Source organism: Grimontia sedimenti, from assembly GCF_011045095.1.
GTDB classification, from domain to species: Bacteria; Pseudomonadota; Gammaproteobacteria; order Enterobacterales; family Vibrionaceae; genus Enterovibrio; species Enterovibrio sedimenti.
In genome coordinates, this window is sequence record NZ_JAALDL010000065.1 from 1 (window position 1) to 400 (window position 400).

1 rRNA gene is annotated in these 400 nt (G+C 51.5%); it reads left to right on the forward strand.

The annotated features are described in order from the left end of the window. Window positions 1-400 (forward strand): 16S ribosomal RNA (locus G5S52_RS23660); the annotation flags it as partial.

The following is a 400-nucleotide window of genomic DNA, read 5'->3' on the forward strand; positions in this document are numbered from 1 at the left end:
ACACCAAATGCGTAAGGCAGCTTGCTAGAACAGTTCTGACACTCAGGGACGAAAGCGTGGGGAGCGATACGGATTAGATACCCCCGTAGTCCGCTACGTGTGTCAGCCGCCGCGGTAAATACAGAGACCTCGAGCGTTATCCGGATTTACTGGGCGTAAAGGGTCCGCAGGTGGTTTTGTAAGTCTTCGGTTAAATTCTTGAGCTCAACTCGAGAACCGCCGAGGAAACTATAAGACTAGAGACTGGGAGAGGCAAGCGGAATTGCCGGTGTAGTAGTAAAATGCGTTAATATCGGCAAGAACACCAAATGCGTAAGGCAGCTTGCTAGAACAGTTCTGACACTCAGGGACGAAAGCGTGGGGAGCGATACGGATTAGATACCCCCGTAGTCCGCTACGT